This window comes from Bacillus sp. FJAT-25509, assembly GCF_001420605.1.
Classification (GTDB): Bacteria; Bacillota; Bacilli; order Bacillales; family Bacillaceae_G; genus Gottfriedia.
Genome location: NZ_LJIZ01000003.1, coordinates 266,641 through 279,627, shown reverse-complemented (window position 1 = coordinate 279,627; position 12,987 = coordinate 266,641). Strand labels below are relative to the sequence as shown.

The window sequence follows — 12,987 nt, the reverse complement described above, 5'->3', positions numbered from 1 at the left end:
TCATGACAACAGCTTATGAGAAAATTAATGAATTAATGGATCGAAAGAGAGTAATTGAATTGGGCGGTGGAGACGAACGAATAGATTCACAGCATAATAGAGGAAAATTAACTGCTAGAGAACGTATAAATCTTTTATTAGATGAAGATACTTTTGTCGAATTAAATCCCTTTATTAAACATCGCGCTACGAATTTTGGAATGGATAAAATGGATAGTCCGGGTGAAGGCGTTGTCACTGGTTACGGTAAAGTACATGGACGTCTAATTTATGTATTTGCGCAAGACTTTACAGTTTTTGGTGGAGCATTAGGTGAAATGCACGCTTTAAAAATTGCGAAAGTTATGGACTTAGCAGCAAAAGTTGGCGCTCCGATTATAGGGTTAAATGATTCGGGCGGTGCAAGAATACAAGAAGGAGTAGTTTCTTTAGACGGTTACGGTCATGTATTTTATCGCAATTCGATTTATTCAGGCGTTATACCACAAATTTCTGTCATAATGGGCCCATGTGCAGGAGGAGCAGTCTATTCACCAGCAATTACTGATTTTGTTTTTATGGTTGAGAAGACGAGCCAAATGTTTATTACTGGTCCAAAAGTAATTGAGACAATAACTGGTGAAAAAATTACTTCAGAAAATCTAGGAGGAGCAAAAGTTCATTCTTCGATTAGCGGTGTAGCACATTTCACTGAAGAATCAGAACCTGAAATTTTAGAGCAGGTGCGTAGACTTATTAGCTTTTTACCTCAAAATAATAATGAAAAACCAGAAGGCGTTCCTTTCTTTGAAAATGATGATTGGAGAGAAGAGTTAATTGACTTAGTTCCAATTGAATCTACGAAAGTTTACGATGTAAGAAAAGTCATTGAGCAAATACTTGATTCTGGAGATTTCATGGAAGTTCAACCAAACTTTGCAAAAAATATTGTGATCGGTTTTGGTCGAATTGATGGACAAAGCGTAGGAATCATAGCAAATCAGCCAAAAGTAATGGCAGGCGGTCTTGACATTAATTCATCTGATAAACTATCAAGATTTATCCGTTTCTGTGATTCATTTAATATACCTTTAATTACATTTGAAGATGTAACAGGTTTCTTCCCAGGAGTAAACCAGGAGCATGGTGGAATTATCCGTCACGGAGCTAAAATTTTATATGCATATTCAGAAGCTACAGTTCCAAAAATTACTGTAATCTTAAGAAAAGCATATGGCGGTGCATACGTAGCAATGAATTCAAAAGCAATTGGTGCAGATGTAGTATACGCTTGGCCAAATGCAGAAATCGCCGTAATGGGACCAGAAGGAGCAGCAAATATTATCTTTGCAAAAGAAATCAATCAAAGTATCGACCCAATTGCAACTCGTGCTGAAAAAATTTCAGAATACAGAGAAATGTTTGCAAACCCATATGTTGCAGCTTCTCATGGTATGGTCGATGATGTTATTGATCCACGAGAAACACGTAAAGTCTTAAAACAATCCTTAGAAATGTTAAGAACAAAAAGTGAAACAAGACCTAACAAGAAACATGGAAATATACCGCTTTAAAGATTAGGGAATTGAGGAGTATATTAGGTATGGAAATAATCCTCACTAAACTACCTCTACTGTGAAAATTTTGGTAGATTTAACATGTCCTTAATAAAACTAAAGTGACTAGATATACTTCAAGATTAGTATATCTAGTTTTTTTGTGAGAAAATGTTAAAAATTACATTTTATTAAATTAATTGATATATTGACAAATAAAAATTTTTATGTTATAATAAAATATTTTCGTGTTGACTCTGTGGGCTTTAATCGTTACGATAGTACTTGGAAATGATTCACAATATAGTTCGGGAGTGATTTTATGCTTGGTAGTAGTAAGATTCAAATGTTAAACATTACGATGAATTCAAATGGAATGACAAATACAATTCATCCAACGCTAATTTGGGATGACGAAGATGTGGTTTTAATTGATACAGGCTATCCAGGACAATTAAACGAATTTCAAAATTGCTTTGAAACTGTAGGAGTACCATTTGAAAAACTTAATAAAATACTGATTACTCATTAAGATATTGATCATATTGGCAGTCTTTCTGTAATCGTAGAAGAGTCTACTAATAAAATTGAAGTCTATGCGAGTGAAATAGAAAAACCTTATATTCAAGGTGAAAAGTTACTTATTAAAATTACGCCAGAAAAAATTGCGAATGCTGTAGCGGCATTGCCAGCAGATACAACAGATGAATTCCGAAAAGCATTTAAAAACAGATTAGAAAATCCCCCAAAAGGTAAAGTTGACCATATTGTTACACCAGGAAATGATTTGGCAATTTGTGGTGGTATTACTGTAATTGACAGTGCTGGACATACACCAGGACATATAAGCTTTTATCATAAAGAGTCGAAAACATTAGTTGCAGGAGATGCACTAATGATTGAAAATGGTCAATTAAACCCTTCAAACCCGGGGTACACTTATGATATTGAACAATCAATCAAATCACTTGAGGCTTTATTATCATTCGATATTGAAAAAGTAATCTGTTATCATGGTGGATTATTTGAGGGGAATGTAAAAGAAAGATTAAGTGAAATCATTCAATAAAAATAGTAAAGAAACGTTTTGGAGGCAAAAAGATGAGTAACAAGAATTATCAAGAATTAATAAAAGATCGTGTCTTTTTCGGTGGGGCAGATGACGTTAAAGACATGATGGAAAACGAAAATGCAGATATTGTTTTTGATTTAAGGGTAAAAAATTATGAGGTTGACCCTCAAATTAACCGTGTACATAGTCCGATTGTTGATGATAAAGAAGAACAAGCAGAAACACTTAAAAAAGCGATTGATCATGTCGTAGAAGCTTATCAAAATGATCAAAAAGTGTATTTCCATTGTGGTGGGGGGAATACTCGTGCAGGTACAGTGGCAATAGGAGCATTAATTGCACTAAACAAAGCAGAAACAATTGAAGAAGCTGAAAAAATGGCTAGATCAATACGTCCAACAATTAAATCGAATCCTGATATGAAGGAATCTTTAAAAAAGATTTTTCCTAATGCTTAAATAAAAATAAAAAACGCTAATTATACAAGTTTGTTTTGTATCATTTAGCGTTTTTTATTAAGAAATACCATTTAAAAGATCTCTTACACACTTAATAAATTCATTTTTGTCACTTGTATTTTCTTTAGTATTTGGAGAGATCACCCAAAAGTCCTCATAAACATAATCTGTTTCTTTAATGGGAATTACTTTTAATTCGCCATTTAATACATCAGGAAAATATTTTAAAGTTGTATTATGCACAAATGTAAATACGCTTCCTTCTTTAATAATTTCAATTAGTGTCATCGTCCGATTTGATTTAAGAACAATCTCATTTTTAAATTTTTTAACTAATTGCAGAAAATGTTTATTTGAAAAATTATACATTACAACTTTTTGATAAAGTAGTTCTTCAGCTGTAACAAAATCTAAATCATATAAAGGAGAATTTTTACCTACTATAATACAAACATTTCCTTTACTTAAAAATTCGAAATTAATATTATTTTCCTTTTCTAATTCCGCTTTTGAAGAAACAACTAACGCTAAATCATAGTCCTCTTTTGTTAAATTGTTAATGATCTGAGGTGAACCTTGTTCAATTAATTCAATTGTAGCGCCATTGTTTTTCCCAGAGTATTTTTTTAAAACATCGTGAATTGTAAAAGTGAACGTAGGTGCACATGCAATTTTCATATGTTTTACTCTAGTTTCCTTAAAAGTCGAAAGTTGATCTTTTAATTCTTTTAAATTATTTAAAATATCAATTGACCTAGATAATACTAACTCTCCCTCAAAAGTTAACGTAATTCCGCCTCTAGAACGATTAAATATATTTATTTCTAATTCTCTTTCAAGTTGAGTTATGGCTTGACTAACCCCAGAAGGAGAAATATGCAATTTTTTCGCTGCCCTTGAAATCGACTTCTCTTTTGCGATACTTACAACATATTCTAGTTGTTCAAAGTTCATTTTATCCTCCTAATATAAAAACTAACTTATCCTATCAATAGTTTAATATATTTAAGTGTTTTACATTGTTAAGTATTACTTAACTATAGCTTAACATATATGAAATATAATTTCTTCCGTAAACGATGTAAAATACTACTTAATTCCATTTAATTTTATAGGATTAATTAGGATTAAGTAATGAAATATCAGTAATTGAGTCTAATTACTGTTGAAAGTTGGGAATAAAAATGTTTACTAACAATGAGTTTAATCACCACGAAAATAAAACATTTATTTTTGTTGAAAATACTCTTTTCGTATCTGGTATATGTACAATTTTAATACATCATAATCTAGATGCTAGAAAAATAGATTTCCATGAAATTAATACAAGTGATTTAAATGAAACATTTTTTATTTGTCATGTGAAAAATGAAGAGATGGGAGTAAAATCTCAGCTTTTAAAGTTAATTGATAAGAACATTAATATAGTAATCATAAAAAATAATATAGATTATAAAGAAATAAAGAGTTTACTAGAAATTGGGGTAAATGGAATTTGCTTAACTGACATTGATGAAGAATATTTACTTTATATTGTAAAACAAGTTCAAAATGGCCAATTTTTCTTAGATTCTCGATTAACAAATTTAATTATTGAAGAAAATACACGACTTCTTGAGAATGGAAAGAAAAAGAAAGAACTAGATTCTGAGGCTATGAATAGTCTTTTAACAAAAAGAGAAATAGAAATTTTACAACTTCTAGCTCAAGGATATTCTAATATCCAAATAGGATCTGAATTATTTATTTCGAGTAAAACTGTTAAAAACCATGTTTCAAATATAATCCAAAAATTACAAGTATCTGACAGACTAAACGCTGTGATTTTTGCAATGAAAAATAATTGGATTTCGCTTGATTAAGAAAAAAATGACACTATTCTTTTACATAAAAGGATTAGTGTCACGCTTTTGTAAAACCATCTTGTAAATTATAATTATCAAATTTTCGTAAAAGAAGTAGAGTGTTGTTGATTTCCATTACAGGACTCTCGCTTTTCATGGGGCGAGACCTGAGCCTCCTCGGCGCGCCTGCGGGGTCTCAGCCTTCCCGCTAATCCCATAGGAGTCGAGCATCCCTCCATTCCAATCAACTAATCCATCAATAAAAGTTTACGGAAAAAATACTAATTAAGTATCCTTTACTTAGTGTAACAGTTTAATAATCAATTTTTAGGTAAATTGGGATTGAACATTAACTAATAAACTAATCATTTAAAACGATATATCTAAAATTTGAAAAAACAATTACTATAGTTTGTTGGTATATTAAAATTGTTGAAACACTTTAACATTTAAAATCGTTACTAAATATAAAAAAATGAATTTTAACATCAATTCATTTCCCCTAAATTTTGTTTTCCTTATAGACCTTTTATACTTCAACAGACTGACACTAATCTCTTGCATAAAAGGATTAGTGCTTTTTTTATTTTTAAAGCGCTTTCAAAATTTAAGAAATAATTCCTTTTCGAATTAATTCACCAACAGCATGAGAGCGATTGTTAGCACCAAGTTTTTTAATAGCAGATTTCACATATTGTTTTACTGTAAGTTCACTAATATTCATGGAATCTGCCATCTCTTTTGTGCTTTCTCCCCAAGCAATGCGTTTCATTACCTCTAATTCTCTTTTACTTAAAATGATTGAATGATAAGCCCCAGTTGTATTTTCTAAAAATTTACCAATTAACTTACCATAGTATGTAAATGAAGAGAGTAGTTTATCATCCATATTAATAAAATCATCTTTAAATTCCGTTGAACAAATATATCCAACAACTACTGAACCGAAACAGATTGGCACAACAATCATAGAGTTAACACTAGAAGGGAAGATATATTTACTACTCGTTTGTTTTAAGTATTCAATCCCTGAACAAAACTTTGCTTTTCGCTCACAAATTGCTGAAAAGATGATTGGGAGCGAACGAATATCATCTCTTATTTCTCGTATATGTGATAATCCATCATATGAAATCAAAATAATGCCTTCACCTAAAAATCCAAAAGGAGAATATCTAAATAAATAAGCATTTCGAACGGGAAAAAGATTCATATAGATATCAAGAATATTGTACATAAGTAGTTCATGAGTAACTAAAACAGCAAAAAGATGAATATAACTTACTTATAATTAGTTGGTTAGTTGGAGTGTAAATATAATAGATCTCTCCAATTATTAAAATTCATTTAATGTAAGTTGAATTAATCCACAAATTCAGAGTAAAAATAGTATAATGATATGTATTTAAATTTCATTAATAGTATAAATATTCAATTTGCTATTTGTTAGAGTTAAAAAGGGGAGAGTTTTAATTTGTCTGCATCAAAAAAATCTATCTTTAAAGGGACCTCATTTACGAATTTTTGGGTCTCTCGTATGTTTACTTCGACTTCATTTCAGATGCTATCGGTAGCAATTGGATGGCAAATGTATGATTTGACACATGACGCGTTTAGTCTGGGGCTAGTTGGTTTGGCGCAATTTATTCCAATGGTCTTACTTACTTTAGTAGTTGGTCAAGTTGCTGACAGAGTTGATCGTCGGAAGATTGTTTTCATCTGCCAAATGATAGAAGCTATAATAGCAGGGCTTCTTTTATATGGTAATTTTGCTAATTGGCTAAGTAGAGAGGAAATATTAATTGCTGCTTTTATACTCGGTGCGTGCCGTTCATTTGAAGGGCCTGCTTCTTCTGCATTATTACCTCAAGTTGTGCCAAAGTCTATTTTACAGCAAGCCATTTCTTGGAGTACATCTGCAGGTCAAACAGCACAAATACTAGGGCCATCTCTTGGTGGGGTATTATTTTCGGTAGGACCAGCATACGTATATGCAACGTCAGCAATTGCTTTATTACTTTCATCAATCCTAACATTTTTTATAAAATTAGACAGTCAATTTATTCGAAAATCAGAACCAGTAACTTTACGTACAATGCTTATGGGGTTAGAATTTGTCTATAAGCACCCAATCATTTTAGGAACGATATCACTTGATTTATTTGCCGTTTTACTCGGAGGAGCTACAGCACTTTTACCAATTTATGCGCAAGATATTTTACATACAGGTGCTTGGGGCTTAGGGCTAATGCGTACTGCACCAGCTGTTGGAGCATTAATCATGTCTTTAATTTTAGCTTATTTTCCACTTAAAAGATCATATGGTCCAATATTATTTGGAGCGTTAGGTATTTTTGGGCTGGCAACTATGCTATTTGCAATCTCAACAAACTTAGTCATCTCATTAATTGCATTATTTATCATCGGAGCCTCGGATGTAGTCAGCGTAGTAATACGTTCTTCGCTAGTTCAGCTACAGACACCGGATGATATGAGAGGCAGAGTAAATGCTGTAAATTCACTATTTATTGGAACTTCAAATCAGCTCGGGGAATTTGAATCTGGAACGATGGCTGGATTAATTGGTGCGGTACCAGCTGTATTTGTGGGTGGACTTGGAACGATATTAGTTGCAGGACTTTGGATGTATTTATTCCCTTCACTTAGAAGAATTAATTCACTTTCTGGAGACAAAACAGAAAAAGCAGGATAATTTGCTAAAGGAGAATTTATGGAAAATACTAAAAAAACCTTTGAAACGATTGATGAATATATTTCACAATTTCAGCCAGATGTTCAGGAAAAGTTACAAGCCTTAAGAAAAACTGTAAAAGAAGTTGTGCCAAATGCTGTTGAGAGAATTAGTTACCAAATGCCTACATTTGCGCTTAATAAAAATTTAGTACATTTTGCAGCATTTAAAAATCATATTGGATTTTACCCTGGAGCAAGTGGAATTGCAGCATTTAAACTAGAACTATCGGTTTATAAAGGTGCTAAAGGATCTGTACAATTTCCTTTAAACGATCCACTTCCATTTGATCTAATAAAAAAGATTGTAAAGTATAGAGAAGTTGAGGATATTAAAAAAGCAGAAGAGAAATTAAAAAAGAATAAATAAGTTCGGGACCTCTGAGGCTAATTTTAGCTTTGGAGGTTTTTTAGTAAAAAGGATTGACCTTTTGTTCAAAATTTTGCCATAAAAATTTTAGTTAAAACATTACTTTATCCGTTATACTAAACTTGTATTTTTATAGGAAAAACAATTAATAAATGATGAAGTTGATTTTTTTTAGTAAAACTTGTGAATAATTTCACAATTTATACTTTGGGGATAATAGTGATGAAAAGAAAATTATTGATGATTGGTAATGGTATGGCAGGAGTTCGATGTATAGAAGAGATTTTAAAAAGAAATAAAGATTTATTTGAAATTACGATAATAGGTGATGAACCTTATCCAAACTATAACCGAATCATGTTATCTAATGTATTACAAGGAAAAACGAACTTCGATGAAATCAATATTAATGATTGGAATTGGTATAAAGAGAATCAAATTACATTACTCACAAATGAAAAAGTGTCAAAAATACATACTACAGAAAAAAAAGTTGAAACAGAAAAAGGGAAAACGCTTTTATATGATGAACTTATTTTAGCAACTGGATCTAGTGCCTTTATACTCCCTATTCCAGGAAATGATCTACAAGGTGTATTCGGTTTCCGTACAATTCAAGATACTGAATTTATGATTGATTATGCAAAAAAATATAAAAAAGCAGTAGTAATTGGGGGAGGCCTATTACGCTTAGAGGCAGCAAGAGGCTTAATTAATCGAGGAATGGAAGTTCATGTTGTTCATTTACTACCTACATTAATGGAACAACAATTAGATGAAACTGCTTCGAAAATGCTAAAAAAAGATTTAGAAGAACAAGGCATGAACTTCTTAATGGAGAAACAAACGATTTCAATAAATGGAACGTATCGTGTAGAAGGGATTAGTTTTTCGGATGGAACTTCATTAGATTGTGATTTAGTCGTTATGGCAGTAGGAATTAGACCTAATATTTCTTTAGCAAAAGAAGCAGGAATCGATGCAAACCGTGCAATAGTTGTAAACGATTTTATGCAAACATCTGAACCATCCATTTATGCAGTAGGTGAATGTGCTGAGCATAACGGAACTACTTATGGATTAGTAGCACCGTTGTATGAACAAGGGATTGTGCTTGCTAATCATATGACTGGTAATTTAACAAACGGATATAAAGGAAGCATTTTATCAACTCAGTTAAAAGTATCTGGTTGTGATTTATTCTCTGGTGGATTAATTCATGAAGAAGAAAATATGCAGGCGATCATAGTAAATGACCAATTTGCTGGCCTTTACAAAAAAATAATAGTGAAAGATGAAAAAGTTGTTGGAGTAGTTTTATATGGTGACGCATCGGATGGAAATCGATTATTGAAAAATGAAACAAATATAAGAGAATACACAAGTGCTTCTATTCTCCATAAATCAGGTGAGGACTCTGGTGAAGATTTTGTTCTTACATTTTACCCGAAATTGGGGTATGAATGCTCCAACGGCAATTAGCTAATAAAACAAAAAGGGAAATTCAACAGTTTGTATATATAATGAAATAAAATAGGTCGTTGATGGTTCCTATTTTTAATTGATGAAATACTCATAGTTTACAAGGAATCGATTAAAAAAAATATTGAAAAGTATGGGGTGAGTTAATTGGCTAAAACTGTCTATTGCGATCGGTGTTTAAAAGAAATTAGGATTAGAGGAGATCTCGTTACTGCTACGATGTTTTTTCAAGTCGTTCCTTATCATGAAGATTGCTACGCAAAAGATTTAAAGGGTGTTAAAACACTTTTTCTAAACAATCAACCAATTAATGGTTTTTCTGGGAACTTTTTAACATTTTTAGCATTTGCGATTTGTATGGCGACATTTTTTATTGATGACCATTCGATGATCTATTTGCTAATTTTAGCGCTGATCGCAATAATGTATAGATTATATTCATTTTTTATTTTTGAAAGACATTTAGAAAAGTAGAAAGATTGATCGAAGGTGAAAACCCTAATCGATTTATTAGAAGCGTATAGAGCGTTGAATTTCGGTAGGGAGTTTTAAAAAATGTAATATAAAGTAAAAAACTCTGATAGACAGAGTTTTTTTTCATGTTATTTACCAAAATTTCCAGAAAATTGCATTACAACTGCTTTAACTTCTTCAAGTTTCTCAGGCTTTAATAAAGAAATCATCTTAGGAACAAATTGTTGAACTTCTTCTAATGAAAATGTACCTTCATCTTGTTTTCTGAAGTTTTCTAAAAGAATTTCCCTTGCTTCATCTTCTTTACCTTCTTGAACTCTTTGTAAAATAAAATTTAAAAACATTTCTTGACCTTGCTTGTCCATTCTTGTTGCCTCCTAAATAGTATTTATACAACCATAAGGTGTTATTTAAATTATAACACCTTATGGTTGTATGTCAATTTTATTTTTCTGTTAGTCACACTTCGTTATTTATTAGCTATTTTATAAAAATTTATTATCTATTTATGAAGATTAATCATTTTACCGCCCTTATGTTATTTAAATGATATTAATTAATTGAAAAATGCTATAATTTTTTATGGAAGATGATGGAACCTATGTCAAATAGGAGACTTAAAATTTTTATTAGAAAAGTATATAAAAAAGGTGGTAATAGCAATTAATAAGAAAAAAATAGCAGTATCTTTTAGTGGTAAAGATTCAACTTTGGCATTGCATGATCTTTTGCATTCAGATGAATATGAAGTAGAGGTACTAATCGCATCAGTAACTGAAGGATTTTATCGTACAAGCATTCATGGGGTTAGGGTTGAATTATTGGAGGCACAAGCAAACTCAATCGGTCTACCATTAAAGAAAATTTGGATTCCAGAAAATTGTTCTAATCAAAAATATCAAGAAATTATGACAAAGGTTAATTTAGAGTTAAAGGAACAAGGGATTGAATATATTGCATTTGGAGATTTATTTCTTGAAGACGTACGAAAGTATCGAGAGGAAATGCTTAAACCATTAGGAATTAATGCAATTTTTCCTTTATGGGGTGAAGGTACGACAAATGTGATTGAACGCTTTATTTCCTTAGGCTATAAAACGATTATTACTTGTGTTGATTTAACTAGATTAACAGAAGAATTTTCTGGTAAAGAAATAGATTATCATTTAATCAACGAACTTCCAAAAGAGGTTGATCCTTGCGGTGAGAATGGAGAATACCATTCATTTGTATTTGATGGTCCTATTTTTAATCAGCCAATTCAGTTTAGTATTGGAGAAAAGAAGCTAACTGCAGATGTTTATACAGGAGAAACTAGATTCTGTTATACAGATTTAGTTCTTGAATGAAGTTTTATAACATTCGAGAATGTTGAGTTATACCTGAAATAGACTGTTAATTTGCAACAGTCTATTTTGTGGTTTTATAACGAACTGTAAATCACTTTGAATTGTTCAATCTTGCTGTTTTTTCAAATTTGGTCCCCAAGGCGGCTCTGCCCCTGCATCCATCGTAATATTTTGTTTCGTTAATCCGACTTGCTTTGCATAACCATCTAACATTTCATATACGGTTAACCGATGATAAGAACCATTGATAAATCGTGGTTCATTTCTTCTTTTTGGATCCACAATCAACAGTGACACCGAATCTTTAGCAGTATGGTCATTGAATTCATTGATTGGTACACTAAAGTCAATCTGTTCATTATATCCGTTTGCTACAGTAATAATCGTAACCTCACCCATTTGTTTTTTCGGAAAAAGAGGATTCTTGTTTACTATTACATTTATCTTTGCAATTCCTTTTGAATCTGTTAATTCAGTACCTAAAACTTTACCGAATGAATTGATTACAATAACCCTAGCACCTTTAATAGGTTGACCAGATTCTCCTGAGGAGTCTGCTGTGGGACCTACTTGAACTGTAAGTATTGCAGAAACTTCATTCAACTTTTCTGATAGCGCTAACTGTGAAGAGCTAAAAAAAATGAAAATAATTAATAAAGTAGTCATGCAAATTTTTTTCATCCATTTACACCAAACCTTGTATAATCATTTTTCATTTAGTTTGAGTTGAATTATTCAAAACTATACTTTAAAAAATATTCGAAGTCGGATAACTATAAAAGATAATTGTTATATTTTATTGCTAGGAGAAGATATGAATATTTCTGTTCAATTAAAATTATTAATAGAATAATAGATAAAAAGGGAGCACTCTAATGATAACAAAATTATACTTAGTAAGACATGCGCATTCAACTTATACGGCTGATGAATTGGGCCGACCATTATCTAAAAGAGGATTTTCTGATACAAAGATTGTTACTGAATTACTATTAAACGAAAAAATCGATTACGTTATTTCAAGTCCTTTTAAACGTGCAATTCAAACAGTTGAAGAGTTCGCCAAATTATTAAATTTAGAAATAATGATTGAAGAAAATTTTAAAGAGCGACTTCTATCACAAGAGCCTGTTGTGAATTTTGATGATGCAATAAGAGAAGTATGGATGGACTTTAATCGATCATGGAATGGTGGAGAATCAAATTATACAGCTCAAAAAAGAGGAATAAAAGCAATAAATAATCTATTAAAAAATTATTCTGGTAAAAACATTGCTATTGGTACACATGGCAATATGATGGTACTAATTATGAATTTTTTTGATGAAAAATACGATTTTAATTTTTGGAACGAGCTTGCGATGCCAGATATTTATAAATTAATTTTTGAAGGTGAGGCATTAATTGAAGTGAATAGAATATGGCGTTAATGAAATGGTCCATTCGCGTAGATAGAAAAATAGAATTTTCTAATTAAAAGGAATTTCAATTTCGAAATTTCTTTTTTTGTTATCTTCTAATACATGTTGTATTTGAATATGGTAGAAATTGCAGAATCATAGAATAAGAGATGGTATAATATTTATAAGTTATTTCTACTTAATGGTTATTGGACGTGACTGAATGAAAAAGTAGATTTGTTTTAGAAAAAT

General features: G+C 31.2%; 14 protein-coding genes and 1 pseudogene. 11 read left to right on the top strand and 4 right to left on the bottom strand.

The window, feature by feature from the left end:
• Positions 1 to 2: 2 nt before the first annotated feature.
• The 4 genes from AN960_RS01680 (at position 3) to AN960_RS01670 (ending at position 3,065) form a co-directional block, all read left to right on the top strand.
• On the top strand, positions 3 to 1,553 hold the full coding sequence (locus AN960_RS01680) for an acyl-CoA carboxylase subunit beta (RefSeq protein WP_056465856.1): 1,551 nt from the start codon (positions 3 to 5) through the stop codon (positions 1,551 to 1,553).
• Between the two features lie 304 nt (positions 1,554 to 1,857).
• The gene (locus tag AN960_RS24965) at positions 1,858 to 2,067 is read left to right on the top strand and encodes an MBL fold metallo-hydrolase (protein ID WP_286131545.1); all 210 of its coding nucleotides are present in this window, start codon (positions 1,858 to 1,860) and stop codon (positions 2,065 to 2,067) included.
• A 3-nt stretch (positions 2,068 to 2,070) separates the two neighbouring features.
• The gene (locus AN960_RS01675; protein ID WP_353611569.1) at positions 2,071 to 2,604 is read left to right on the top strand and encodes an MBL fold metallo-hydrolase; all 534 of its coding nucleotides are present in this window, start codon (positions 2,071 to 2,073) and stop codon (positions 2,602 to 2,604) included.
• A gap of 32 nt (positions 2,605 to 2,636) precedes the next feature.
• A complete protein-coding gene (locus AN960_RS01670; protein WP_056465853.1) occupies positions 2,637 to 3,065 on the top strand; it encodes a protein-tyrosine phosphatase family protein in 429 nt (142 codons plus the stop codon).
• Positions 3,066 to 3,122: 57 nt separating this feature from the next.
• On the opposite strand, the gene AN960_RS01665 is transcribed toward AN960_RS01670, so the two are convergent.
• Positions 3,123 to 4,019 (bottom strand): LysR family transcriptional regulator, encoded by an 897-nt coding sequence (locus tag AN960_RS01665; protein ID WP_056465851.1) that lies wholly within the window; start codon positions 4,017 to 4,019, stop codon positions 3,123 to 3,125.
• Between the two features lie 230 nt (positions 4,020 to 4,249).
• On the opposite strand from AN960_RS01665, the gene AN960_RS24850 reads away from it, so the two are divergent.
• Positions 4,250 to 4,927, top strand: coding sequence for a response regulator transcription factor (locus AN960_RS24850; RefSeq protein WP_056465849.1), 678 nt, complete (start codon positions 4,250 to 4,252; stop codon positions 4,925 to 4,927).
• Positions 4,928 to 5,516: 589 nt separating this feature from the next.
• On the opposite strand, the gene AN960_RS01655 is transcribed toward AN960_RS24850, so the two are convergent.
• Positions 5,517 to 6,047: a helix-turn-helix transcriptional regulator gene (locus AN960_RS01655; protein ID WP_353611565.1), complete on the bottom strand. Its 531-nt coding sequence runs from the start codon at positions 6,045 to 6,047 to the stop codon at positions 5,517 to 5,519.
• Positions 6,048 to 6,383: 336 nt separating this feature from the next.
• Between AN960_RS01655 and AN960_RS01650 the strand changes: the two genes are divergently transcribed.
• The 4 genes and pseudogenes from AN960_RS01650 to AN960_RS01635 all read left to right on the top strand — a co-directional run bounded on the left by AN960_RS01650 (position 6,384) and on the right by AN960_RS01635 (position 9,986).
• Positions 6,384 to 7,622, top strand: a complete 1,239-nt coding sequence (locus AN960_RS01650) for an MFS transporter (RefSeq protein ID WP_056465843.1) — start codon at positions 6,384 to 6,386, stop codon at positions 7,620 to 7,622.
• Positions 7,623 to 7,640: 18 nt separating this feature from the next.
• Positions 7,641 to 8,030, top strand: coding sequence for an iron chaperone (locus tag AN960_RS01645; RefSeq protein WP_056465841.1), 390 nt, complete (start codon positions 7,641 to 7,643; stop codon positions 8,028 to 8,030).
• A gap of 222 nt (positions 8,031 to 8,252) precedes the next feature.
• Positions 8,253 to 9,458: pseudogene (locus AN960_RS01640) on the top strand (FAD-dependent oxidoreductase); the annotation flags it as partial.
• Between the two features lie 201 nt (positions 9,459 to 9,659).
• The gene (locus tag AN960_RS01635; RefSeq protein ID WP_056465838.1) at positions 9,660 to 9,986 is read left to right on the top strand and encodes a hypothetical protein; all 327 of its coding nucleotides are present in this window, start codon (positions 9,660 to 9,662) and stop codon (positions 9,984 to 9,986) included.
• Positions 9,987 to 10,114: 128 nt separating this feature from the next.
• Here the strand turns inward: AN960_RS01635 and AN960_RS01630 are convergent, their stop codons facing one another.
• Positions 10,115 to 10,351 carry a hypothetical protein gene (locus tag AN960_RS01630; protein ID WP_056465834.1) on the bottom strand — a complete coding sequence of 79 codons (237 nt, stop codon included), beginning with the start codon at positions 10,349 to 10,351 and terminating at the stop codon, positions 10,115 to 10,117.
• 285 nt (positions 10,352 to 10,636) lie between these two features.
• On the opposite strand from AN960_RS01630, the gene AN960_RS01625 reads away from it, so the two are divergent.
• The gene (locus tag AN960_RS01625) at positions 10,637 to 11,335 is read left to right on the top strand and encodes a Dph6-related ATP pyrophosphatase (RefSeq protein ID WP_056465831.1); all 699 of its coding nucleotides are present in this window, start codon (positions 10,637 to 10,639) and stop codon (positions 11,333 to 11,335) included.
• Between the two features lie 105 nt (positions 11,336 to 11,440).
• Here AN960_RS01625 and AN960_RS01620 read toward each other — a convergent pair whose 3' ends face one another.
• A complete protein-coding gene (locus AN960_RS01620) occupies positions 11,441 to 12,016 on the bottom strand; it encodes a hypothetical protein (RefSeq protein ID WP_056465829.1) in 576 nt (191 codons plus the stop codon).
• Positions 12,017 to 12,210: 194 nt separating this feature from the next.
• Between AN960_RS01620 and AN960_RS01615 the strand changes: the two genes are divergently transcribed.
• Positions 12,211 to 12,765 carry a histidine phosphatase family protein gene (locus AN960_RS01615; protein WP_056465826.1) on the top strand — a complete coding sequence of 185 codons (555 nt, stop codon included), beginning with the start codon at positions 12,211 to 12,213 and terminating at the stop codon, positions 12,763 to 12,765.
• Positions 12,766 to 12,987 lie beyond the last annotated feature (222 nt).

What these genes read in the sequence shown, in the direction of transcription:
- AN960_RS01680 (WP_056465856.1), top strand. Translation starts at nt 3, where the DNA reads ATGACAACAGCTTATGAGAAAATTAATGAATTAATGGATCGAAAGAGA.
- AN960_RS24965 (WP_286131545.1), top strand. Translation starts at nt 1,858, where the DNA reads ATGCTTGGTAGTAGTAAGATTCAAATGTTAAACATTACGATGAATTCA.
- AN960_RS01670 (WP_056465853.1), top strand. Translation starts at nt 2,637, where the DNA reads ATGAGTAACAAGAATTATCAAGAATTAATAAAAGATCGTGTCTTTTTC.
- AN960_RS01665 (WP_056465851.1), bottom strand. Translation starts at nt 4,019, where the DNA reads ATGAACTTTGAACAACTAGAATATGTTGTAAGTATCGCAAAAGAGAAG.
- AN960_RS24850 (WP_056465849.1), top strand. Translation starts at nt 4,250, where the DNA reads ATGTTTACTAACAATGAGTTTAATCACCACGAAAATAAAACATTTATT.
- AN960_RS01645 (WP_056465841.1), top strand. Translation starts at nt 7,641, where the DNA reads ATGGAAAATACTAAAAAAACCTTTGAAACGATTGATGAATATATTTCA.
- AN960_RS01630 (WP_056465834.1), bottom strand. Translation starts at nt 10,351, where the DNA reads ATGGACAAGCAAGGTCAAGAAATGTTTTTAAATTTTATTTTACAAAGA.
- AN960_RS01620 (WP_056465829.1), bottom strand. Translation starts at nt 12,016, where the DNA reads ATGAAAAAAATTTGCATGACTACTTTATTAATTATTTTCATTTTTTTT.
- AN960_RS01615 (WP_056465826.1), top strand. Translation starts at nt 12,211, where the DNA reads ATGATAACAAAATTATACTTAGTAAGACATGCGCATTCAACTTATACG.